Origin of the sequence: Clostridioides sp. GD02367, from assembly GCF_045900275.1 — a bacterium.
In the GTDB taxonomy this organism is placed as follows: domain Bacteria; phylum Bacillota; class Clostridia; order Peptostreptococcales; family Peptostreptococcaceae; genus Clostridioides; species Clostridioides difficile_A.
On sequence record NZ_JBJODK010000036.1, the window covers coordinates 1 to 541 of the forward strand.

Consider the following 541-nt stretch of genomic DNA (forward strand, 5'->3'; position numbering starts at 1 on the left):
AATATATGAACAATCTATCATAATGCAAAGCTTATATGAAGCTATAGGAAGCGAATTTGATAATTTAGAGTTATTAAATAAAGAAATAGAATTACAATTATTTCCTCAAAGTGCAACATGGGGTTTAAGTTTTTGGGAAAATAGAGTAGGTTTAGCTACTAATCTAGATGAAGCTATAGAAACTAGAAGAAGAAAAGTCATTGCTAAGCTCCAAAGCAAATATATTATGACGCCTAAAAGAATGTCTATGATACTTCAATCTTATACAGGTGAAAATATAAAAATAAATGAAAACATATCTCCATATACTTTTGGTGTTGAATTAACCAGTACTCAAGGTTTTCCTCGAGATTTAGAAGATTTATATAAGAGAGTAAATGTTATAAAACCTTCTCATTTATCTGTAAGTTATAAGTTAGTATCTTTATTAAAAAGTAAAACTTATTTTGCACAAACAACAATTATGAGTGAAGAAATAACCGTATATCCTTATTCAAGTAAAGAAGTAAAAGCTAATGTAAAAGCTAAGTTTGCATTAGCC

The 541-nt window shown here is 27.5% G+C and carries 1 protein-coding gene; it reads left to right on the plus strand.

What is annotated here, in order from left to right:
- Position 1 precedes the first annotated feature (1 nt).
- The coding region (locus Q3223_RS19485) for a YmfQ family protein (protein ID WP_407812445.1) at positions 2-541 on the plus strand (540 nt) is incomplete at its 3' end.